Genomic DNA, 19,800 nt, shown 5'->3' with positions numbered 1-19,800 from the left:
CCTCTGCTGCCTCCGTCCGGCCCCGGCGCGCTCCACGCGCCGGGGCCGGACGGCGTTCCGGGGCCTCAGGCGGGTGGTGGCGGTGTCGCTGCCTTCGCCCGGAGGTCGTGGAGGAACTCCCGGCTCACGGCCGTGAAGTGGTGATCGAGTCCGAGATCACGTTCACGGCCCTCCACCACAGCGGTCATCAGCTCGATCGCCGACGTCACATCGCCGAGTGAGGCGCGGGTCTGGGCGTACAGATGCTGAGCTGAGAGCGTGATCGGGTAATCAGGCCCATACCGGCTCCGGTACTCGTCCAGCACCAGCAGTGCTTCCGCGTCGGCTTCCGTGAAGCGTCCCAACTCCCGCATCAAACGAACGCGGTTGTGCCGCGCCCCCAAGGTGATGGTGTGCTCGGGTCCGAGGATCCGCTCGCATTCCTGTGGCAGGGAAAGCAACGTGTGGTCCGCCTCGGAAGCCAGTTCGGCAGGGGACAGATGTACCAGCAAGCCGGCACGGGAGCGCAGAGTCAATGGGTGCGTGGCACCGAGCACTCGCCGCCGGCCGGCCACGGTCAACCTGAGCAGTGCGACCGCCTCTTGGTGCCTACCCAGATTGTGCAAGGTGAGCTGGAGACCGTGGGAGCTGTCCAGCGTGTCCGGATCCTCTTCCCCGAACAGCCCCTCCTGAACGGCGCGCACACTGCGGAGCAGAGCCTCGGCCTCGATATACCGGCCGAGCCTGAACAGCGCCCGGTGCGGCGTCCTCGCGCGGCAGCACTCCGATGTAGTGCAGATCGGCGCCCGGCCACCACCGCGCGGCCGCCTGGCGGGTGGTGACCAGGACAATGCCGCGCGGGCTGGTGCGCAGCCAGCTCCCGTCCCGGAGAATGGCGGGGTCGTCGGCATTGTCGAGGACCAGCACCCAGGGCCGGTCGGATCGGTCGAGATAGTCCCAGACCAGGTCGGCGGGCGGGCGGAATCCGCCGCGCGCGGCCGCGAGTTCACCCTCACCGGCGCCTCGGTCGGCCGCCACGGCGAGCATCCCGGACCGCAGGCTCGCGCGGTCGGAGGCGTTCACCCACAGGCCGTGGTGACCGCCGGAGGTAGTGGCGTACTGGAAGAACCCGTGGGCCACCGCGGTCTTGCCGCAGCCACCCATGCCGTGAAGCACGTAGACCTGCCCCCGGTCGGCCGACGCGACAGCCTCGCGCAGGCGCGCCATCACCTCCGAGCGGTCGCGCAACACCGAGGGCGCCCGGCCGACCGTCGGAAGACGTACGGAGTCGGGGCTCCGCCACGCGTCGTCGGCCGCGCTTCCGTGGTGGTGGTGCTCGGTGATGTGCTGGTCGCCGGACGCCTGGTAGGGTTCGACGTCCTCTACAAGCGCGGGGAAAAGTTCTCCGGCTTCTTCGACCGGGAAATCGCCCCGCTGCCCCCGCCCCGGCTCGGCTGACTCCCCCGCGACTTCCAGCAGGGTCCGACCAGTCGGCGGGACCTCGCGGCCGCACACCTTCCTGTCCCTGCCGTGGCGGCCCGCCCTGCCGCACCAAGAGCGTCGGCAGCACCAACAGCGTTGTCAGAGGCACCTATTAGGTTCTGTCGCATGAGTTCTTCTTTGAGCGTCTACCTGCTCGACGTGGCTGCTACACGCGCCCTGGTCGGATCCCGTGATGCCCAGTTGCTCCAGGTCATCCGCGAGAGCTTCGGAGACGAACTGGCCTTCGACGACGACTATTTCAGCCACGAGATCGAGCGAGGCGCTCCCACCGCGTACGAGGCTCTGCGGGCAGTCGTCGAAGGCGGGCCCTTCAGCGACGACGAAGGGCATGCCTTCCAGTACGGCTACGCATACCGGCGACTGTGTTCGCTCACCGGCTCGTTCCTGGACAACGACTGTTTCACACCGCACCGGGGCGGCTGGCTGTCAGAGGCCGGCCAGGGGATGAAGGCCCTCGGTATCACCGCCGTGTCCGTCGAAGACTTCGAGTTCGGCCATCTGCCCACTCTGCCGTACACGTACACCCCGGGCTGCGGCGAGTGGACGCCCGATCGCATAGCCCAGGCGCTGGCGGAGTTCGAGGCCACCAAGCGGGCGATCGACGCGTCCGGGCAGGCCCCACCGCTGGAGCCCTATGTAGTGGATGCCGTCATGCAGTGCCTCGGCTGGATGCGGCACGCGGCGGCGCGACCCGGGTTCGGTGTCATCGGCTTCCGCTCCTGAGAGTCGGGAACGGCCCCACCTCGGATGCCCGTCGCCGCGCCGCAGGGTAGGCGAGGGCCCGGCGGGCGTAGCCGCGAGTGGTGCGCCGGAGCCCGGAAGGGCGGACACCACGGGGCCGACTCGGCGCGACGGGCACCGGCCACCCCGGTTGCCCCATTCATCGACACGCAAGCCGGACGTCACCCCTCCCTCATCTGCGACTGAGACCTTCGACCCGGAAAGTTAGCTATACAACTCAGGGAGAGCGCGATGCCTCAGTCACTGTCCGTCGAGAACATGCCGCTCATGTGGCTGCGGGACAACTGCCCCTGCCCCCGTTGCCAGGATCCGCGCAACGGTCAGAAGCTGTTCCAGATCACCGAGCTGCCCGCCGACCTCGCGCTCGGCGAGGTCCGGGAGACCGCCGACGGGGTCGAGGTCGACTGGGCGCCCGACGGCCACCGGTCCGCGTACTCCGCGCGGTGGCTCGCCGCCAACCGGCCCGGCGCCGGGGGCGAGGGCTCCGGGGACCGGCGCACGGAGACCGGCAAGACGCTGTGGGCCGCCGCCGACCTGAACGGCCGCCTGGTCGAGCCGAGTTGGGAGAATTACGTGAGCGATCCGGCCGTCAAGGCGCGGGCGCTGGAGTCGGTCCTCGGGCTCGGGTTCGTCCTGCTGCGTGACGTACCGGGCCGCGAGGGCCAGGTGCTGGAGGTCGCGGAGACCTTCGGCTACGTCCGCGAGACCAACTACGGCAAGCTCTTCGACGTACGCGTCGAGCCGGACCCCAACAACCTGGCCTTCACCGGCGCGCGGATCACCCCGCACACGGACAACCCGTACCGCGACCCGGTTCCCACTCTCCAGCTGCTGCACTGCCTGACCAACGCGGCGGTCGGTGGCGACTCCGGGCTGGTGGACGGGTTCAAGGCCGCCGCGCTGCTGCGCGAGGAGGCCCCGGAGGCGTTCGCGGTGCTGACGCGCACGCCGGTGCCGTTCCGCTTCAGCGACTCCCGCACCGTGCTGGAGGCCGACCGGCCGCTGATCGACGTGGACGGCCTCGGCCGGATCCGCGAGGTGCGCTTCAACAACCGTTCGATCTCCACGCTGCGGCTGCCCGCCACCGAACTGGACGCCTTCTACCGCGCCTACCGGACCTTCGCCGAAATCACTCTGCGCCCCGAACTCCAGCTGGACTTCCGCCTTTCGCCCGGCGACTGCCTGATCTTCGACAACGTCCGGCTGCTGCACGCCCGTACCGCCTTCGAGGAGAGCGGCGCCCGTCACCTCCAGGGCGCCTACGCGGACATCGACGCGCTGGCCGGTACGTTGGCCGTACTGCGCCGCGAACGGGCCGCCGCAGGAGAGGGGTTCATCGACGAACTCGCCGAACTCTTCGCGGGTGAGGGCGCGGGCGCGTACCTGGGCGAGGAGGTGACGATGGCCGAGCACATGCTCCAGGCAGCGGCACGGGCCGAAGAGGCGGGAGCACCCGACGCGTTGATCGCGGCCGCACTGCTGCACGACCTCGGGCACTTCGAAGGCCCGGTCAGCGGTGAGGAGTTGATGACCGGCACCGACAACCGGCACAGCCACACCGGCGCGGACCGGTTGACCGAGTGGTTCGGTCCCGAAGTCACCGAACCGATCCGGCTGCACGTGGCGGCCAAGCGCTACCTGTGCGCGGTCGAGCCGGAATACTTCGGCCGGCTCTCCGAGGCCTCCGTGTACACGCTCAAGGTGCAGGGCGGTCCGATGTCCCCGGCCGAGGTGACCGCGTACGAGGCCAACCCGTACTCGGCGGACGGCGTCGCGGTGCGCCGCTGGGACGACGAGGGCAAGGACCCGAAGGCCTCGGCCCCCGACTTCGCACACTTCCGGCCGCTGCTCGCGTCCCTGCTGCGGGCGGCCTGAGCGGGCGGCGCGAGCGGGCTGCGGGTCTCCGGTGCGGGGCGGGCGCCGGGCGTCCGGGGCGGGGCGGACGCCGGGGCGCCCGGTCTGCTCTCCGTGCGGGGCTCCTGCCGCACCCGCCAGCCGGGGTTGAGTGGGAGGCGGGAGGCGGGACGCGGGAGAACAGAACCTGATGCTCACCCACACGACGGCCCCGAGGACGCGACAGCAGCGCGTCCCGTCCACGGCCTCCCATCTCGCCCACCACCTGCGCAACCGGCGACCGAGTCCGCGCATCCCCCACCAGGTCACTCACACGCCGTCAACGAGCATGAATCCAAAGCGTTTCGATGGGGTCGGCTGTGCAGTACTCGTAGGCCGTTGGCGTTGCCGCCGGGTACCGGGTCGGTGGTGAGGAAGCGGCCGGTGGTGGGGTTGTAGGGGCGGACGCCCATGAGGGTGAGGCCGGTGGGGGTTTCGGTGGAGCGTTGTTTGGCGCCGAGCCATCCGTAGCGTGTGCGGGTGGTGTCGGGGAGGGGGTTGCCGTATTCGTCGTTCTGAGTGTGAAGAGGAGTTATACCCCACCAAGGTTGCCAAGATCGGACGGCTGAGTGTGATATCCGGCCATGGCCTGATCTAGTTGCTTGTGCGGTGGTCACCTTCAGCGATCCGTGCGGGGTCGGCAAACGGTGGTGGACTGGTGATTTCCTTCGGGGTCGGACCTGCTGCGAACGATCTGGGCCGGTCGTTCACTGCTGACGGTGGTCCGGACGCGGGCGCAGGACGCGCCGCGTCAGCCCTCGTCCGCCGGGCCCCGGGCCAGCGAGCCGGACGCGGCCGAGCTGTGGGCGGTGAAGGCCACGGTGTCCGGGAGGTACCGGTCCTCGGACCATTCGATCGGCGTGCCTGCCGGATCCGTGCCGACCCGCCGCTCACGCAGCAGCGCGTCGCCGGTCCGGCAGCCGAGCAGACGCGCGTCCTCCGCGTCGGCCCGGCACAGGTCGATGGTGTGCTGGACGTCCGCGAACAGCACACCCCGCTCCTCCAGCGCCACGGTGTACGACACCGTGTCCGGCGGCAGTTCGACGACCAACTCGCCGACGGCCGGGGGATATACGGTCCGCTCCACCATCGCGGGGCGCCCCGACAGCGTGCGCAGCCGACGCACCCGGCAGACGTCGGCGCCCTCCGGCAGGCGCAGCCGCGTGCGCTCGGTCTCGTCGGCCGGTCCGGTGTCGACGGCGACGATCCGGCCGCCGGGCTCCTCGTCCATCGAGCGCGCCCAGCGGGTGAAGCTGAGCAGTTCGCCGAAGCTCTGCGGCCGGGACGTACCGATCACGACCCGCCGGGTGCCGCGCCGCGAGGCGACCAGTCCTTCGGAGCGCAGGAGGGCCATCGCCTGGCGGACCGTGCCCCGCGAGACGCCGTACTCCTCGGCAAGCTCGCCCTCGGCCGGCAGCCGCCCGCCGGACCCGTACCGTCCCTCGCCGATCTGCCGGCCCAGGTCCGCCGCCACCTTCCGGTACAGCGCCTGGCCCTTCGCCGCGCGTTCTCCTGCCCCGGCCGCGCCGTCCGTCACCGCGTCTTTCCCCGTCCTGCCCTGCCGCGGCCTGGTCTCGGCCGTTCGGCGGATATGTCCTGACCAGGGAGCCTAACCGGGTTCGCGGTACTCCCAGCACCCCGTCGCCGGACCGCGCCGTTCAGCTGTCGCGCCCGGAGCCCGCGTGACGCTCGCCCCATACGCGCAGCTCGGTGAGGACGGGGAAGAGGTCCCGGCCGGTGTCCGTGACCAGGTACTCGTCACGCGGCGGGCGGTCGGAGTACTGGCGGCGCTCGATGATCCCCGCCTCTTCCAGTTCGCGCAGCCGCAGCGCGAGGGTCTCGCGCGGGGCGCCGGTGTTGGCCTGGATGTCCTTGAACCGGTGGACGCCGAAGGCCAGCTCACGGACCACGAGCAGACTCCAGCGCTTCCCCACGACCTCCAGCGCGTCGGCTATGGGGCAGTCCCGGGGGGTCACCGGCCAGTCGATTCGTATTTCTGACTCACCCTGCTACGGTAACGCGTGCCGGTGGATTCGAAAATCGAACCAACCCCCAGACGTTTCCCCCTCGACGTAAGCCGGGCGATCGGCGAGCGACGCGCGCGCCACCGCTTCCGCCGCACCACCCAGTCAGGAGACCGACATGTCGTCCGTGCTCATCACCGGCGCTTCCCGGGGTATCGGCCGGGCCACCGCGATCGAACTCGCCGCGCGCGGCCACCGGGTCATCGCCACCGCCCGCCGCCCCGAAGACCTCGCCGACCTCCCCGTCGATCAGCGCCTGCGCCTCGACGTCACCGATCAGGAGAGCGTCGACGCCGCCCTCCGCGACGCCGGAGAGGTCGACGTACTCGTCAGCAACGCCGGCGCGACGGTCCGCGGCCCCATGGAGAACGTGCCCGTCTCCGAAGTCGAAGCACTCTTCCAGCTCAACACCCTCGGCCCGCTGCGAGTGGTGCAGGGCCTGCTGCCCACGATGCGCGAACGCGGCGCGGGCCGAATGGTGTTCGTCTCCAGCGTTCAGGGACGGCTCGTGGTGCCGATCATCGGCCCCTACTCCGCCAGCAAGTGGGCGCTGGAGGCGTTCGCCGAGACACTGGCCGTCGAGGCGGGCCACTTCGGCGTCAAGGTGAGCATCCTCCAGCCGGGCGCCGTCTCCTCCGGCGGCGCCGAGCGCGCCAAGTCCTTCTTCGCGGAGAACGATCCCTACGCTCCCCTGCTCCAGCAATTCGCGGCTCTGCGCGGCACGTCCATCTTCGAGACCATCACCCCGGAGGACGTGGCCACCGCGGTCGCCGACACGATCGAACAGCCCGATCCCCCGCTGCGCGTCCCGGTGGGCGCGCCCGCCAGAACCGCCCTGGAAGCGCGTAAGACGGCACCGGAGGAAGCCCCCTTCGTACCGGTCACGCTCGACTGGTAGCCGCGCGGGCGGCACTCAACTCGGCTGCTCTCCGACGAAGTTGCTTCTCGCACGGACTTCGGAGTGGAGAGCGGCGAAGACGGCGAGAACGACGCCGACCACCACCAGCCCCAGCACGGCGGGGTTGACGAAGTCCGGTAAGGCTGCGGCATACGAACCACCGTCCGTGACACGGCAGTTCAGGTGCAGCGGCAGGTAGGAAACATCGACGCCGACGATGTGCGCCGCCTGCGCCGAAGGCACTGCGGCCTTGCACGCCTGGTCCGTCATCGTCTCGTCCCGCACGAGATGCAGGGCGCCCCAGACGTACACCAGAACCGCCGCCGCGACGGCGATCGCGGCCCCCGCGCGCAGGCGGACACCAAGGTCCGAGCGCCGGATGCCGTGCCGGGCCAGCACGGTGCAGCCGTACACGGCCAGCGCCACCGCGACGGCGAGGCCGACGAGGACGATCAGCAGGACCGCGACTGCGTTGGACTGGTCATGGCTCATGAGATCTCACTCGTCTCCGACATCCAGTCTCCTGTGTTGGTGTAGATGGGGGTGCCGGGGTCCGCGGGCAGGCCGTGAACCTTAGGCGCGCCGGGCGTGCACCTCAGGGCGTGCGTGATGGGCAGCACGCGGATGTCGGAGCGTCACGTCAGTGGAAGTCTCCGAACGGATAGATGTCCTTGACCACCGTCAGGCTGACCCTCAGGCTGTCCGGACTACTCGTGGATCCCGACGCCGTGATGTCCGCCTGAGCCGGCCACGTAGTGCCCGGGAAGACGTTGGCGGCCTTCTCGGTCACCGAAAGTGGGGACCTCTGATCGCCGCCTGACACCGTGACGGTGACGGTGTATGCGACGCGCTGGTCACCGGCGTTGTGCATGGTGAGCGGTACGTAGAGCCGTCCCGACTCCAGGCGTGGTGCGTACGCGACGACTTCACCGCCCTCCGCCGTGGCCGTGGTTTTCCCGAAGCCGTAGTCCCCGGGCTCAGGAATCCCGGTGTTTTTCGGGCCGACGGGATCCCCGCTGGGAGCCGCCGCCGCACGCTGGGCGGCGGCCTCGCGTGCTGCCTTGCTGAGGCCGCCGTCAGTGCCCGACGGGTCGGGAGTCGTCGATTCAGCAGGCATCTCCTGCTGCCCGGCGGCGGTTGCCAACCGCGGTGTGGATGAACTGTCGGTGTGCTGCGCTCCCTGGTTGCCACAGCCCGTCAAGGCAAGGGCCGCCAGGGAAAGAGGCGTTGCCAGCATCGCCGCCGACAGGAAGCGTGCGGAGACCGGGCCTCTGCCGGACCGTTTCTCAGCCACAGGGGAACACGTATTCCGACTTGTAGTCGATGTACAAGCTGCTGGAGCTCGACCCCATCTTCGCGGTCACGGGCGCACAGGCGAAGCTGGAGACGTACACCGGACCGGCGTAGGAGCTGAAGTTCCCGGAATCCGTATCGCAGTTGGTCCCGAGCGCCTGGCACACGCTCAGGTACATGTACTGCGCCTTCCCGGCGTTGTTGTCCAGGATCGCGCAGCCCTTCCCGCCGTTCTCGTAGGCGAAGAGGGTTCCCCACCGCATGCTCGGGTCCGTACCGAGAGGCAGCGGAATTCCCTTACTCAGCGTGTATCCGGCTCCGCACACGGTGGCCGCGGCCGCTGCGGCCGCAGGATCGTCCTGGACGAGGGCTCGGGTGGTCGAGTCGGCCTTCGCCGAAACCCGGACGGCAGGCTGGTCAACGGCCACCGCCTCTGGCGCGGCCACCACAGCGGTGGCCAGCATCGCGGCGGCGGTGACGGCACGCAGAATTGTTCTGGATGTCAGCATGTGTGGTGCGTACTCCCCCGTGGGACAACAAGTGGATCTGCAACGAGTCGTGAGCGGCCCCCGCCGCCCTCGCTACAGACTTCTGAACGGACTTCTGATCCGCCGATGGCGGCACGATCTGCTTCAAGGCGCGCAGCGTTAGAAACGAGGCACACACGAAGAGTCGGTCGAATCGTCTGGATCGCGAACGTCAACGTAGCGGCGGCGCCGATCTTTCAGGAAGGCTTTAAAGGGGCCTCATCTGCGCATGGCTAAAAACCGCTGCTAACCGGAACCCATGATCGCGTCATGATGCGACCAAGAAGCTCAATGGAATTCGTCTTCGGCAGGAGAAGCGGAGCAGAGCACGCTCATAGAGAACGGCCAGATGCGGATACCTGACAATCCCCAAACGCGTCCTGGGCCGTCCGCGCCGCCGCCGCGGGTCAGTTCGGTTCGGTGGGAGAGGTCAGGTCGCTGGGGTCGGTGTTGGCACCGCACAGGATGACGGCGATCTTCTCCCCGTCGGCCGGACGGTAGTGCCGGCTCAGCGTGCCAGGGCCTGGCTGTACGTCGTGGTCGGTGGTGCGACGGGGCGACGAGGCGAGGGCGGCGAGTGCCGTGGCGGCGCCGTGTTCGACGGCGATACGGCGGTGGTCCCACAGCGCCCGGCGTGCGGCGGCGATCTCATCGTCCGGGACGAGCACGGAGTGCACGCGCTCGTGCTGCGCGGCGGTGAGCGCCATGCGCGAGGCCCGGCGAGCGCCGAGGGAGTCGGAGGCGATCGAGTCGACCGTGACGTCCACAGGGTGCCCGGCCTCGACGGCCGCGTTGAGCGCGCGGCAGTTCTCGGGCTCGACGGCGACGGTCCGCACGCCATGGTGCTGGGCGGCGGTGGCGACACCGGCGAACAGTCCGCCTCCGCCGACCGCGACGACGACCGTGTCGAGGCCGGGGATCTGCTGCCGGATCTCCTCAAGCAGCGTGCCGGCCCCGGCGGCGATCAGTGGGTTGTCGTAGGCGTGCGAGGCGAGCGCGCCGGTCGCGCTGACGAACTCCTCGCAGGCGGCGAGAGCTTCGGCGTACTCGTCACCGACCAGCCGTACGTCGGCCCCGTACGAACGCAGCTTGGCGACCTTCACCGCAGGAGCCGTCGCGGGCAGGAACACGGTCGCGGTCACACCCTCCTGACGAGCGGCCCAGGCACACGCGAGCCCGGCGTTGCCGCCGGAGGCGATGGTGACGCCCGCTTCGGGCAGGGTCCCGGCGTCGCGGTGAGCCTGCAGGAAGTTCTGCGCGCCGCGCGCCTTGAAGCTGCCGGTGTGCTGCATGTACTCCAGAGCGACCCACACCTCGCAGGGTCGGGACGCACGCTCGTCCAGCGGGTCACGGTAGGCGGTACGAATGGCACCGGAATCGAGCGGCGCCACGGTAACGGGCCGAATCCGCCCGGCGATCCGGTCCGCGGCGGCTTTGACGTCACCGTAGGTCAGTTCGCGCACGTGCTGCTCCTACCAAGAGAGGGCCATGACCAGCCAACCAGCCTACCGAGGGCGCTGAACGCGAGAAAGAACTCGGGCCGCCGCTGTGCGGGGCTGGGCCGGACGGCGTGGAAGCGCGCGGGATTGAACAGGGAGTATCTCCGACGGTGCCGTGCTGGCATCCCTCGACGGTGACCGGCTAAGCGTGAAGGCGCCTGATGCCGGACTCGCAGCGCTCAGACCTTGATGATGCGGATCCGATCGCCACACAACATGGACAGGTCCTCGGGATCCGAGGTGAGTACCACCACCGGCGGCTGGGCCCGCAGAGCCGTGGCTGCCACAACGGCATCGATGGCGTATTTGTGCCCATGCAGGCCTGCATCGGCAAGCAGCGTCATCGCCGATCTTCCGATCTCGTCGCTGACAGGTTCGACGGTGATCCGGGAAATGGCCCACTTGAATCGGGGGACGTTCACGCGCTGATGATGTGCCTCGATGAGAGTGAGGATGCTGGCCACCACCCGCATGTCCTCCTCCTCTGCCCCACGGATCACGGCCATGACCTGCCGGTCACTGGCCACGACCTTGGACAGCCCCTCACTGTCCAGCACCAGCGTCCCCGACTGGCCCATCAGGCCGCGTTCCCGACACTGTCCGCGTCCCCTCGCAGCAGCGCCCGCGCCGCATCGACCTCGGCACGGCTGAAGGAGCCGTGCTCGGCTTCATGCTCGGCGGTCAGCTCGGCAAGGTTGTCCTGCTCGATCTGCCGCTGCACCGCCGCGTCCACATACGCGGAAAACCCCCGTTTGCCGACGCGGGCGCGCACAGCGGCGATGTTGCCTGCGTGGAGGCTGACGGAGACGTTGGCGGTGGGGCCTTCGCCCACGGCGTAGGTGCTGTCGTCGCTCATGCCACCAATCTAATACATGAAATATTAGTTGGCGCCAAGCCTTGGATCCGAATCGCACATTCAGTGGAATCTGCCAACGGGGGCTCCCCCTATCGCCCCGGAACAGAGCACAGGCGCGGCTCACAGGACTGCACAGCAGAACCCTCACCTCGGTCAAGGACGATGCCGACCGCCGCGACCATCGCGCCGGACCTGAGCCTCCACCTGTACACCGTTACCTTCTGCGCGCAGAGCGCTTCGAGCTGGCGGAAAAAGCATTCGCTCGATTGCGGTGGCGCTTGTGCTTGTACGCGTCCATCCGGCGCTTGTGGTCCGCCGTGAACGCGTCGCGCGCCGCCTTCTCGCCCGACGTGAACGCCGTGTCGACCTTCTTGTCCAGGCCCGACAGCGTCGCCTCGACGTCCTTCTTCGTGCCGTCGTGGACTTTCTGGAGCTTCGCCGTGACCTCGGCGCGCTTCTTCTCGTCCTTGCTCTTGGTGTCGCCCTTGCCGCCGTCCACCTGTTTGCCGGCCGCGCCACGGGTCGCGGTCAGGGCCGCCATCGCCTGCGTGCCCGACGCCGCCGCGTGGGCCTTCGCCTCGGAGAGCTGCTGGTTTTCCGCCGCCCTGCCCTTGGCCGCGCCTTCGCCGCGTCCGCCTCCGCCGTCTTCTTCGCGGACAGCGCCTGGTTGAACTCGGGCTCGTTGCCCTTCGCCAGCTGGTCCTCGGTGACGTCCGCGTCCGCCGTCGCCTGGTCGTTCTGCTTCGGGCCCTGCGAGAAGTCGGTCACCGCCGCGGGCTGCTTCTCCGGGATCGCGTCGGCGGCGGACGGAGCGCCCGGATTGGCCGGAGGATGGTCCGGCGTCATGGGCGTGACCTGTTTGTCCTTGGCCGCCGACGTGTCCGGCGGGGCCTTGGTCGCGGTGTCGATGTCCTTGGCCGAGGACTCCTTGCCGTCGGTGACCTTGCCGTCGACCTCCGCCTTGACCCGCTCCGCCTTGCCGGACTTGGAGAACTTGTCGACCTCGTCGAGGTTCTTCGGCGCCTGCGCGTCGATCGCCTTGTTCACCGCGCCGATGAACGCCGCTTTGTCGAACGTGCCGGGCTTCGCCGCGTTCATCTTCTCGGCGTTCGCCGCCTTGCCCTGGGTTTCCTTGTCGTCCGGCGGCGCGACCGCCGCGTCCTGCGACGCCTTCGCCTCACTCGTCGCGGGCACGTGGACAGCGATGTGGGTCTTCTTCGCCGCCACATCGGCCTTGACCTTGCGGAAACCGGGCGCCTGAGCCGGCGACGGCTTCACCGGTGCGGTGTAGCGCTGGGCCACCAGACGGGACACCGCCGCGTTGCCCGCCGCGCCCTGGAGGCGTTGGACGCTCTGCCGACTCAGGCGGCGGATCTGCGGGACGGGGGCGAGTGTGCGATCAGGGGACGGCGAACTGTGTTGAGTGGAAACGGCGGTTGGTGAGTGGTGCGATCGGTCGCTGTCGGGGGACTTCTCCGGCGCGGCCTTCACCGCATCACCCCCGTCGCCCGTTCACCCGGCCTCGGCGCCCGACATACGTTTCCTGTCATGCGGATCGCTCAAGGTCGTGTTCTGCTGGCTTTCAGTAGGAGGACGTACGTGTCGGGCGACTCCTGCGGCCGCGCAGGCCCCACCGCCCGTCCGCAGCTGCGCTTGCCTGAAGGGCGTACCCGGCTGGGACGCCTGCCCACGGCCCAATCGTCACAGCATGTTGACCGGCCCATGACACGGGCAACGCTCCGAGGCGTGCGGACGGGGGCCCTATTCGCTCAGGAGGCGAAAGCGATGGAAGAGGACAAGCCAGACGGTGGCGGCTCCACCGCTGAGGGAGCGCGAGCGCGAGGAAGCGGGAAAGCGCCCGAGAAACCGTCGGATCTGCCCAAGGGCTCCTCGCGCGGGATATTGAAACGCACGATCAAGGAGTACAAGGCCGACAACCTGGCCGACGGGGCGGCGGCACTCACCTACTACGGGGTACTCGCGATCTTTCCCGCACTGCTGGCTCTCGTCTCGATCGTGGGACTCCTGGGCAAGTCGACCGCCAAGTCGCTGACCAGCAACATCACCAGCGTCGCGCCCGGGGCGGTCCGCAGCATCCTGACCGGCATCGTGGCTCAGGTGCAGAACAGCGGCGGCAAGGCGGTGATCGCCCTGATCATCGGTGTGGTGATCGCGCTGTGGTCCGCGTCGGGCTACGTGGCGGCCTTCATGCGGGCTGCCAACACTGTCTACGACATCGGCGAAGGGCGTCCCGTCTGGAAGGCCCTGCCCACCCGGTTCGCGATCACCGTCTTCGTCGTCATCATGCTCGCCGCGATATCGGTGGGCATCGTCTTCACCGGCGGGCTGGCCCGCAAGACAGGCAGTGTGCTGGGCTTGGGCGACACCGCGGTCACCGTCTGGAACTACGCCAAATGGCCCGTCATGGTCATTCTGTTCGCGTTGGTCGTCGCCGTGTTGCACTGGGCGGCCCCGAACGTCAAGCACGGCTTCGCCTGGGTCACCCGCGGCAGCTTGCTGACCATCGTGATCTGGCTCGTCGCGTCCGCCCTCTTCGCCGTGTACGTCGCGAACTTCAGCAGCTACAACAAGACCTACGGCACCTTCGCCGCGATCATCATCTTCCTCATCTGGCTCTGGATCTCCAACATCGCCCTGCTGCTGGGACTGGAATTCAGTGCGGAATCCGAGCGTGCCCGCGCTCTCCAAGCCGGTCACCCTTCCGGCCAGGAGCCCTACGTCGAGCCTCGCGACAGCCGCAATCTCTGACGGCCCGCTCGCAGCGGTGTTGTCTGCGGTTCGCCGTCGGTCCGGAGAGCGCCCAGGCCCGCTGCCCTGCGGTGCCGACGGTGGCCGGCCCGCACCCCGTTCGCGCCATTTCCGAGTCGGCCCCGCCAGGCACATCGGCGACGCGCCTGGCGACAGGGTCAGTCGTTTGAGACGATTCCGAAGGGGCTACGCAGCTCCTTCGGTAGCGGCCGGTCAGGGCAAGGCCCCGCTCTCGCGCCCCGAAGGGCCGTTGTGATTTCGCTGGTAAGCGGACCGTCCTGAGGCCGACCGCACCGGCGGGCCCATCTCCCGAGCCCGAAACCCCCGCCCGCGAGGAACCGCGGAGCACCGCTATCGCGTTTCGCCCGGGAGGCCCTTGTGGCGCAGGCGGTGGAGGGCGGCGATCGCTTGGAGTTGGCGGTGTTCGTACGGGGTGCCCTGGCGTACGGAGGCCCAACGGCTCTGCCACGTAAGCCCGGTGGGGCGTGACAGGTGCACCAGCGGTCCGACGAAGTCGTCCACCACGCCCACCATGTCGTACGAACGGTCGTAGACCACCATCCCCACGCACAGTCCGGCAGGGCCGGGCCGGGGCTTCACAGCCGGTCCTGTCTGCTCAGCCGGTTACGTTCGGCCAGGCGCGCGCTCAGCGCCTCTGCGGCGGACTGCGGTTTCGGGTCCGGGTCCGGGGCGGGGGCCGACTGCGGTTTCGGGCCCGAGCCCGGGTCCGGCGCCTGTTTCGCGTCCGGACACTTCTCGCTTCCGCACTCGCACGGTGGCCACCGCAGCGCCGACCCCGGCACCAGGTCCGCGCCGTCCGCGCCCGGCGCGTCCTTCGGAACGATGAGCACACCGTTCCGGCCGAACTTCTCCGTCAGCCGCGCCAGCGACCGCCGCGCCTCGCTCCTGCTCATTCCGCCAACCCTTTCAACCCGCGAAGTACCCGCGCCAACAGTTCCTCGGTGACCGGCATGTAGCGCCCGGGCGCCACGGCAGGCGCTATGCGGAGCAGTCCCCAGCCGTGGACCGTGACCCCACGCCCGGCCATGCCGCCCGGCACCGTTGTTTCGAGGACTCGTTCGCACATTCGAGGGCTGCGCCTTCCGTCATCGGTTGATCACCGTCTGTGCATCAAGCATCGGCTTTCGCGGCTACGCTTAATAGAGCTGGGGGGTTTCCAACGCCGCTGGAAAGTCAAGGGGTTGAACATATGAGCGAGCCCGCAACCAAGCACTTTCAGCCGGAGGAACCGCGCGACGGTCTGGCTTACTTCGGATCTGAGGTGCGGTTCGCTCGGCAGCACAAGGGCGCGACACAGCTGGAGCTGGCCGAGGCGACGACGTACAAGACGCCGTACGTCTCCAAGGTCGAGAACGGGCAACAGCTGGGGTCGGAGCTGTTCGCCGAGCGATGTGATCTGTTCTTCGCCACGTCAGGCTATTTCGCACGGCTGCGGCGACGGGTGAGTCGACGCGGCTATCCAGACTGGTTTGAGCCGTACGTGAGGCTCGAACAGCGCGCCTCAATGATCCTCGCCTACAGCTCCAACCTCATCATGGGCATACTGCAAACAGAGGCCTACGCACACGCGGTCTTCCGGCGCGGTCACCCGCGCGACGAGCTGGACGTGACCGCCGAGAAGGTTGCTCGCCGGTTGCGGCGACGCCAAGTGCTGGAAGGTGAGAAACCTCCCCTGCTGTGGGTCGTCCTGGATGAGTCGTGCCTACGGCGCATGGTGGGAAGCCCAGCCGTGATGGCCGCGCAGACGGCTCACCTGATCAAGGAAGCGGAGTCGCCGCACATCACCATCCAGGTGCTGCCGTTCGGGTCGGGCGCCCCCTCGTCCAACACGGCGTTCATCCTGCTCAGGTTCGATGAGGACGAGCCGGACATCCTCTACCTGGAGAACCCCATTTCTGGTCAAGTCATCGACTCCGCAGGGACTGTGGCGGATATGAATGTGGCCTACGATCGGCTACGCGCCGACGCTCTCTCTCCGGAAGCGTCATTGGACCTGATGCGTAAGGTGATGGAGGAATGGAATCCATGAGTCAACCCGAGATCTCGCGCGCAGAGTGGGTCAAGTCGAGTTACAGCGGTTCCAACGAGGGTGAGTGCGTCGAGTTCAGCCGCACCTTCGCCGCCACCGGCGTCATCCCCGTACGCGACAGCAAGCTCCCCACCGGCCCCATCCTGACCCTCACCCCGGCCGCCTGGGCCGGACTCGTCACCTTCGCCGCCGACCACGCCGACGAGCGATAGGGCGCGGGCAGAACCTATGAGCGCGCTCAGCGTCGACCGCGCAGTGTGGGAGAAGTCCAGCTACTCCAGCGGTGACGGCGGCCAGTGCGTCGAGTTCAGCCGCTCGCTCGCCGCCACCGGCATCGTCCCCGTACGCGACAGCAAGCTCCCCACCGGCCCCATCCTGACCCTTACCCCGGCCGCCTGGGCCGGACTCGTCGCCCTCGCCGCCGGCCAGGCCGACGAGCGATAGGGCGCCCCAGAGTCGCCCCGTCCGTCCCGCCTCGCGGACGGCCGGGGCGACTGCCATGTTGCGGCGGTTGCAATGTCCGAGGTGCGTCTTAGCATGGCGTTATGAGCGATAAGGACCAGATCATCGCGGAATTCCGGGAAAATGGCGGGGTCGTCGGCGGTCACTTCGAGGGCAAGCACCTGCTGCTGCTCCACACCCTCGGCAAGGCCACGGGCCGGGAGTACGTCAACCCGCTCGTGTACGCGACCGAGGACGCCACCTTCATCGTGAGCGCGTCCAACAGAGGGGCGGAGAAGGAACCGTTGCTCGTGGCAAACGTCGAGGCCGCCGACGAGGTGACCATCGAGGTCGCCGAGCGCACGCTCAAGGCCAAGCCGACCGTGTGGCGCGACGGGCCAGAGCGGGATCGGCTGTACTCGGTGCTGACGGAGTACTGGCCCGAATTCCACGAGTACGAGAAGCACACGGACCGCACGTTCCCGGTGATCCAGTTGGACGCCATCGACACCCACTGAGGCGCCGGGGACGCAGGTGCGGCCCGGGGTCACTTCTTCTTGCGCACGCCCTTGAAGCCGAAGAACAGCACCGCCGCGCCCAGCAGCACCAACGCGCCCAGCGACATGCTGCCCTTGTCCGGGCCGTCGTCCGCGCCGGAGCCGCCCGAACTGCCGTTGCCGCCGGTCCCGTTGCCCGCCGTGCTCCCGTCGCCGCTTCCGCCGGACATCGAACCCCCCTTGCCGTCCGATGAGTTGTCGCTTCCGGCGGGCCGATCCACGTTCACCCGCTTCACATCGCTCTGCGCGCCCTCCGAGCCGAACATCAGCGCGCTGCCGTCCGCCGTGTACGTGACCGACTCGGCCTGGCCCTGAAACGGCGCGCTCACCGCGAAGTCCGCGCCCAGCCGGCCGTTCTTCCACGCGTAGCCGCGCGCGCTGAAGTACGAGCGCAGGACGAGCTGACCGCCGTCCGGCGAGAACGCGCCGTCCGTCACCCACGGGACCTCGCCGATGCGCCGGAAGATGTTCGTGCCGCTCACGCTGAGCGTCGCGGGGCCCTCGTACAGGCCGCCGCCCTTCTCGTTCTTCGAGGCGATGTACACCCTGCCGGTCTTGGGGTGGACCATCAGCGACTCGGCGTTGCGCGGGCCGTCCGCGTACTTCACGACGTACTGCGTCGCCCGCACCGTCGCGTCCCGGAGCTGCTTGGGCTCGGGGAAGCGGTAGATCCAGACGTGGTCCCAGGCTCCGTCGAAGTTGTCGCCGATGTCGCCGACGTACAGGTCACCGTCCGGCCCGAGGGATATCGCCTCCACATCGCGCGGTTCGCCGATGCCGCTCATGGTGATCGTCGCGACGGTCTCGCCGGTCCTGGAGTCCACGGCGAAGACGTACGGGCCGTCGTCGCTGTCGTTGTGCGTCCAATAGATGCCCGGGTGGATACGGCTGGCGGCCAGGCCGCTGGACTCGGTGATGCGCGGGTCCTTGATGGTGAAGCTCTGGTCGGGCTTGCCGCCGTCGGCCGCCGCCTCGGCCACGGCGGCGGGCGAGGCGAGCGCGAGCAGGACGGCCGCGAGGATGCCGTAGAGCCGCGGACCAGGGTGACACGGGAGCGGACGCATGCCCCTAAGCCTGCCATCCGGCCGCGCGGCACGCGGGCCGGTCCTTCAGGGTCACACCTCGACGCGTAGCTCGCGCGGGCCTCTGATCACGTATCCCGGATTCCACTCGGGCTCCGCGGTCAGTCGCAGTCCGGGCGCGCGGCGCAGCAACGCACCGAAGGAGGCGGCCAGTTCGAGCCGGGCCAGCGGTGCGCCCAGGCAGTAGTGGATGCCCGCGCCGAAGGTGAGGTGTGCGTTGTCCGTGCGTGCCAGATCGAGGGTGTCGGGGTGCTCGAAGCGGGCCGGGTCGCGGTTGGCGGAGCCGAAGAGGAGGGCCACCTCGCTGCCGCGCGGGATGACCGTACCGCCGACCTCGATGTCGTCCAGGACCCAGCGCTCGAACATCTGGAGCGGAGTGTCGAAGCGCATCAACTCCTCGACTGCGGTGGTCAGGAGCGTCTCGCGCTCGGCGCGCAGGGTGGCGAGCTGTTCGGGGTGGCGGAAGAGGGTCAGCCAGCCGTTGGAGGTCGTGTTGACGGTGGCTTCGTGGCCGGCGTTGAGCAGCAGCACGCAGGTGGAGATCATTTCCTGCTCGGTCAGCCGCTGGTCCTCCTCGTCGTGCGCGCTTATCAGCGCGCTGATCAGGTCGTCGCCGAGGGCGCCGCGCCGTTCCGCAATCAGCCCGCGCAGATAGGCGGAGAACTCCTCCGACGCCCGCACCGCCCGTCGCGCCGTCTCCTCGCCGGGGTTCAGCTCGAACATCCCGACGATCGCCGACGACCACGGCCGCAGCAGCGCGCGGTCCGCCTCCGGGACGCCCAGCATCTCGGCGATCACGGCAACAGGCAGCGGCTCGGCCACCTCCGCGACCAGGTCACCGCCTCCGGCCGCGACGAAACGTGCGGCCAGCTCCTCCGCGAGCCGGGTGACGGTGGGAGCCAGCCGCTCGACGGTACGGGGCGTGAACGCCATGGAGATCAGCCGGCGGATCCGGGTGTGGTCGGGGGCCTCCAGGTCGAGCAGGCCGTTGCCGTTGAGCGTGTGGAACGGCTCGTGCTCGGGCGGCGGCGCCTGGCGGCCGAACTCCTCGTGGCTGAAGCGGTGCAGGTACGTGCGGCCGAGGCGGCGGTCGCGCAGGAGCGTGCTCACATCGGCGTGGTGCGGGATGAGCCACTGGTCGGAGCGCGCGAAATACAGCGCGCGGCCCTGGGCGCGCAGCTCGGCGTAGGCCGGGTACGGGTCGGCCACGAAGGCGGGCCGCCACGGGTCGAAGGAGGCGGCGGAGGGGACCGGCGTGGACGGGAGCGGCGTGGAGGGCACGGGCGCGGGGCTCATGGAAGCGAGGTTAACGGGCGCCGGAGGCTGTGCGCAGGTACGGGGCATGGGGCGGGCGTACGTACGGGGCGTACGCCCGCCCCGCGCCCCACCGGTCGGGTGCGCCGGCCGGTGGGACGTGGGTCGGGCGGGCCTCAGGGGCGCGGCCCGACCACCGTTCCCGAGGACGTGTCCGTCACGGTGATGGCGGTCATGGGACAGGAGTCGGCGGCGTCGAGCAGCACCTCCGACGGTTCGGCCTCGGCCTGGCCCGGCACGACGTTCGCCGTGGCGCTTTCGAGCGCGAAGCGCTGGGGCGCGAGGGCGGCGCACATGCCGGAGCCGATGCAGGCGCTGTCGTCCACTTCGAGGTGCCAGGTCGTACCGGCGGGGCCGGTGGTTTCGGCGGTCAT

25 protein-coding genes and 1 pseudogene are annotated in these 19,800 nt (G+C 69.3%); 8 read left to right on the top strand and 18 right to left on the bottom strand.

Annotated elements, in window-relative coordinates:
* Positions 1-65: 65 nt before the first annotated feature.
* Both ACIP6N_RS14420 and ACIP6N_RS14415 read right to left on the bottom strand, forming a co-directional pair.
* Positions 66-695, bottom strand: a complete 630-nt coding sequence (locus ACIP6N_RS14420; RefSeq protein WP_401816199.1) for a tetratricopeptide repeat protein — start codon at positions 693-695, stop codon at positions 66-68.
* On the bottom strand, positions 589-1,494 hold the full coding sequence (locus ACIP6N_RS14415) for an AAA family ATPase (RefSeq protein WP_401815582.1): 906 nt from the start codon (positions 1,492-1,494) through the stop codon (positions 589-591). The genes ACIP6N_RS14420 and ACIP6N_RS14415 overlap by 107 nt, the downstream gene beginning before the upstream one ends.
* 93 nt (positions 1,495-1,587) lie before the next feature.
* Between ACIP6N_RS14415 and ACIP6N_RS14410 the strand changes: the two genes are divergently transcribed.
* Complete coding sequence (locus ACIP6N_RS14410; RefSeq protein ID WP_401815580.1) at positions 1,588-2,205, top strand: hypothetical protein; 618 nt, start codon at positions 1,588-1,590, stop codon at positions 2,203-2,205.
* A gap of 249 nt (positions 2,206-2,454) precedes the next feature.
* Complete coding sequence (locus ACIP6N_RS14405; protein ID WP_401815578.1) at positions 2,455-4,098, top strand: TauD/TfdA family dioxygenase; 1,644 nt, start codon at positions 2,455-2,457, stop codon at positions 4,096-4,098.
* 325 nt (positions 4,099-4,423) lie between these two features.
* On the opposite strand, the pseudogene ACIP6N_RS14400 reads toward ACIP6N_RS14405, so the two are convergent.
* From ACIP6N_RS14400 to ACIP6N_RS14390, 3 genes and pseudogenes are all read right to left on the bottom strand, one after another.
* A pseudogene (locus tag ACIP6N_RS14400) lies at positions 4,424-4,631 on the bottom strand (RHS repeat-associated core domain-containing protein); the annotation flags it as partial.
* A gap of 236 nt (positions 4,632-4,867) precedes the next feature.
* Complete coding sequence (locus ACIP6N_RS14395; RefSeq protein ID WP_401815577.1) at positions 4,868-5,653, bottom strand: GntR family transcriptional regulator; 786 nt, start codon at positions 5,651-5,653, stop codon at positions 4,868-4,870.
* 121 nt (positions 5,654-5,774) lie between these two features.
* Complete coding sequence (locus tag ACIP6N_RS14390) at positions 5,775-6,092, bottom strand: winged helix-turn-helix transcriptional regulator (protein ID WP_401815576.1); 318 nt, start codon at positions 6,090-6,092, stop codon at positions 5,775-5,777.
* 166 nt (positions 6,093-6,258) lie between these two features.
* Here ACIP6N_RS14390 and ACIP6N_RS14385 point away from each other — a divergent pair, with 166 nt between their 5' ends.
* Positions 6,259-7,038 (top strand): SDR family oxidoreductase, encoded by a 780-nt coding sequence (locus tag ACIP6N_RS14385; protein WP_401815574.1) that lies wholly within the window; start codon positions 6,259-6,261, stop codon positions 7,036-7,038.
* Positions 7,039-7,053: 15 nt separating this feature from the next.
* On the opposite strand, the gene ACIP6N_RS14380 is transcribed toward ACIP6N_RS14385, so the two are convergent.
* The 8 genes from ACIP6N_RS14380 to ACIP6N_RS14345 form a co-directional block, all read right to left on the bottom strand.
* Positions 7,054-7,530, bottom strand: a complete 477-nt coding sequence (locus tag ACIP6N_RS14380; protein WP_401815572.1) for a hypothetical protein — start codon at positions 7,528-7,530, stop codon at positions 7,054-7,056.
* Between the two features lie 148 nt (positions 7,531-7,678).
* On the bottom strand, positions 7,679-8,155 hold the full coding sequence (locus tag ACIP6N_RS14375) for a hypothetical protein (RefSeq protein ID WP_401815570.1): 477 nt from the start codon (positions 8,153-8,155) through the stop codon (positions 7,679-7,681).
* Positions 8,156-8,324: 169 nt separating this feature from the next.
* Positions 8,325-8,840 carry a hypothetical protein gene (locus tag ACIP6N_RS14370; protein ID WP_401815568.1) on the bottom strand — a complete coding sequence of 172 codons (516 nt, stop codon included), beginning with the start codon at positions 8,838-8,840 and terminating at the stop codon, positions 8,325-8,327.
* Positions 8,841-9,265: 425 nt separating this feature from the next.
* Entirely contained in the window at positions 9,266-10,321 is a 1,056-nt protein-coding gene (locus ACIP6N_RS14365; RefSeq protein WP_401815566.1) for a threonine/serine dehydratase, read from the bottom strand.
* Positions 10,322-10,536: 215 nt separating this feature from the next.
* Positions 10,537-10,935, bottom strand: coding sequence for a type II toxin-antitoxin system VapC family toxin (locus tag ACIP6N_RS14360; RefSeq protein WP_401815564.1), 399 nt, complete (start codon positions 10,933-10,935; stop codon positions 10,537-10,539).
* Positions 10,935-11,213 carry a hypothetical protein gene (locus ACIP6N_RS14355; protein WP_401815563.1) on the bottom strand — a complete coding sequence of 93 codons (279 nt, stop codon included), beginning with the start codon at positions 11,211-11,213 and terminating at the stop codon, positions 10,935-10,937. Before ACIP6N_RS14355 ends, ACIP6N_RS14360 begins: the two co-directional genes overlap by 1 nt.
* 214 nt (positions 11,214-11,427) lie before the next feature.
* On the bottom strand, positions 11,428-11,754 hold the full coding sequence (locus ACIP6N_RS14350) for a hypothetical protein (protein ID WP_401815561.1): 327 nt from the start codon (positions 11,752-11,754) through the stop codon (positions 11,428-11,430).
* Complete coding sequence (locus ACIP6N_RS14345) at positions 11,742-12,527, bottom strand: hypothetical protein (protein ID WP_401815559.1); 786 nt, start codon at positions 12,525-12,527, stop codon at positions 11,742-11,744. Before ACIP6N_RS14345 ends, ACIP6N_RS14350 begins: the two co-directional genes overlap by 13 nt.
* 471 nt (positions 12,528-12,998) lie before the next feature.
* On the opposite strand from ACIP6N_RS14345, the gene ACIP6N_RS14340 reads away from it, so the two are divergent.
* Positions 12,999-13,982 carry a YihY/virulence factor BrkB family protein gene (locus tag ACIP6N_RS14340; RefSeq protein WP_401815557.1) on the top strand — a complete coding sequence of 328 codons (984 nt, stop codon included), beginning with the start codon at positions 12,999-13,001 and terminating at the stop codon, positions 13,980-13,982.
* A 351-nt stretch (positions 13,983-14,333) separates the two neighbouring features.
* On the opposite strand, the gene ACIP6N_RS14335 is transcribed toward ACIP6N_RS14340, so the two are convergent.
* Complete coding sequence (locus tag ACIP6N_RS14335; RefSeq protein WP_401815555.1) at positions 14,334-14,582, bottom strand: hypothetical protein; 249 nt, start codon at positions 14,580-14,582, stop codon at positions 14,334-14,336.
* Positions 14,579-14,896 (bottom strand): hypothetical protein, encoded by a 318-nt coding sequence (locus ACIP6N_RS14330; RefSeq protein ID WP_401815553.1) that lies wholly within the window; start codon positions 14,894-14,896, stop codon positions 14,579-14,581. The genes ACIP6N_RS14335 and ACIP6N_RS14330 overlap by 4 nt, the downstream gene beginning before the upstream one ends.
* A 296-nt stretch (positions 14,897-15,192) precedes the next feature.
* On the opposite strand from ACIP6N_RS14330, the gene ACIP6N_RS14325 reads away from it, so the two are divergent.
* The 4 genes from ACIP6N_RS14325 to ACIP6N_RS14310 all read left to right on the top strand — a co-directional run bounded on the left by ACIP6N_RS14325 (position 15,193) and on the right by ACIP6N_RS14310 (position 16,991).
* A complete protein-coding gene (locus ACIP6N_RS14325) occupies positions 15,193-16,032 on the top strand; it encodes a Scr1 family TA system antitoxin-like transcriptional regulator (protein WP_401815551.1) in 840 nt (279 codons plus the stop codon).
* On the top strand, positions 16,029-16,244 hold the full coding sequence (locus tag ACIP6N_RS14320) for a DUF397 domain-containing protein (protein WP_401815550.1): 216 nt from the start codon (positions 16,029-16,031) through the stop codon (positions 16,242-16,244). The genes ACIP6N_RS14325 and ACIP6N_RS14320 overlap by 4 nt, the downstream gene beginning before the upstream one ends.
* A 16-nt stretch (positions 16,245-16,260) precedes the next feature.
* A complete protein-coding gene (locus tag ACIP6N_RS14315; RefSeq protein ID WP_401815549.1) occupies positions 16,261-16,476 on the top strand; it encodes a DUF397 domain-containing protein in 216 nt (71 codons plus the stop codon).
* A 101-nt stretch (positions 16,477-16,577) separates the two neighbouring features.
* A complete protein-coding gene (locus ACIP6N_RS14310; protein WP_401815548.1) occupies positions 16,578-16,991 on the top strand; it encodes a nitroreductase/quinone reductase family protein in 414 nt (137 codons plus the stop codon).
* 29 nt (positions 16,992-17,020) lie between these two features.
* Here the strand turns inward: ACIP6N_RS14310 and ACIP6N_RS14305 are convergent, their stop codons facing one another.
* From ACIP6N_RS14305 to ACIP6N_RS14295, 3 genes are all read right to left on the bottom strand, one after another.
* Positions 17,021-18,094: a WD40 repeat domain-containing protein gene (locus ACIP6N_RS14305; protein WP_401815546.1), complete on the bottom strand. Its 1,074-nt coding sequence runs from the start codon at positions 18,092-18,094 to the stop codon at positions 17,021-17,023.
* Positions 18,095-18,145: 51 nt separating this feature from the next.
* A complete protein-coding gene (locus tag ACIP6N_RS14300; protein ID WP_401815545.1) occupies positions 18,146-19,408 on the bottom strand; it encodes a cytochrome P450 in 1,263 nt (420 codons plus the stop codon).
* A gap of 134 nt (positions 19,409-19,542) precedes the next feature.
* Complete coding sequence (locus ACIP6N_RS14295; RefSeq protein ID WP_401816197.1) at positions 19,543-19,800, bottom strand: ferredoxin; 258 nt, start codon at positions 19,798-19,800, stop codon at positions 19,543-19,545.

Origin of the sequence: Streptomyces sp. NPDC088725 (genome assembly GCF_044751305.1) — a bacterium.
In the GTDB taxonomy this organism is placed as follows: Bacteria; Actinomycetota; Actinomycetes; order Streptomycetales; family Streptomycetaceae; genus Streptomyces.
Note: the sequence above shows the minus strand (reverse complement) of the source record. Positions and strands in the feature narration are given on the sequence as shown.